Origin of the sequence: Caballeronia sordidicola (assembly GCF_002220365.1) — a bacterium.
In the GTDB taxonomy this organism is placed as follows: domain Bacteria; phylum Pseudomonadota; class Gammaproteobacteria; order Burkholderiales; family Burkholderiaceae; genus Caballeronia; species Caballeronia sordidicola_C.
In genome coordinates this window covers 1-1,128 of sequence record NZ_MTHB01000053.1, presented here as the reverse complement: position 1 = coordinate 1,128, position 1,128 = coordinate 1, and the positions used below count along the sequence as shown (strand labels likewise).

The following is a 1,128-nucleotide window of genomic DNA, read 5'->3' as shown; positions in this document are numbered from 1 at the left end:
GCTCAAGCCCAGGTCGACACGACCAAAAGCACGGTGACGGCGACATCGAAGCAAATGAACGTGCCGGTTGAAGGCAAGTTCAAGAAGTTCACCGCGCAACTCGACTTCGATCCGGCCAAGCCGGCTGCGGGCAGCGCGAATCTCACCATCGATACGGGCAGCTACGATCTCGGCGATGACAGCTACAACAAGCAAGCGACCGACAAGGACTGGTTCGATACCGCCCATTTCCCGACGGCTACGTTTACCTCGACGGCGATTGCGCCGGCCGGCGGCACGAAGTTCAACGTGAGCGGCAAGTTGACCATCAAAGGCAAGTCGCAGAACGTGACCGTGCCGGTCACCGTCACGAGCCAGGGCGCGACGCAAACTTTCGATGGTTCATTGCCCATCAAACGTACGCAGTTCGATGTCGGCTCGGGCGAATGGAAAGACACCTCGGTCGTGGCCGACGAAGTCGTCATCAAGTTCCACCTCGTCGCCGCCAAGAAATAAGCCACGAAATAAGCCCCGAAATAAACGCTCTTAGATCATCACATTCATCCTGGAAAACTCATGAAAAAGAACCTTCTGATTGCAGCTGCTGGCGCGCTTTTCGCGGCCGTTTCGTTTAACGCGATGGCTGACGAAGTCACGTATCAGCTCGACCCGAACCACACGTACCCGAGCTTCGAGACCGATCACTTTGGCGGCATCTCGATCTGGCGCGGCAAATTCACGAAGAGCAGCGGGACGGTGACGCTCGATCGCGCGGCCAAGAAGGGCACGCTGGACGCGACCATCGACATGACGTCGATTGATATCGGCAATGACAAGTTGAATGGCGAACTGAAGAGCGCGCAATTCTTCGACGCCGACAAATTCCCGACAGCGACCTACAAGGGCACGTCGATGAAGTTCAAGGGCGACGTGCCGGTTGAAGTGATCGGCGAGCTGACGCTGCACGGCGTGACAAAGCCGTTGAACCTGAAGATCGAATCGTTCAAGTGCTTCACGAACCCGATGCTGAAGAAGGAAGTGTGCGGCACGGAGTCGACGGCAACGTTCGATCGTGGCGACTTCGGCGTGGACTACGGCAAGGCGTATGGCTTCAAGATGAAGACGACGTTGCATATTCAAGCCGAAGGC

Annotated in this window: 2 protein-coding genes; both read left to right on the top strand. The window is 56.9% G+C overall.

The annotated features are described in order from the left end of the window. Positions 1 to 495, top strand: a 495-nt coding sequence (locus tag BSU04_RS09685; protein WP_089160420.1) for a YceI family protein, incomplete at its 5' end; no start/stop codon positions are given. A gap of 60 nt (positions 496 to 555) precedes the next feature. Next, a partial coding sequence (locus tag BSU04_RS09680; protein ID WP_089160421.1) for a YceI family protein occupies positions 556 to 1,128 on the top strand: 573 nt, incomplete at its 3' end.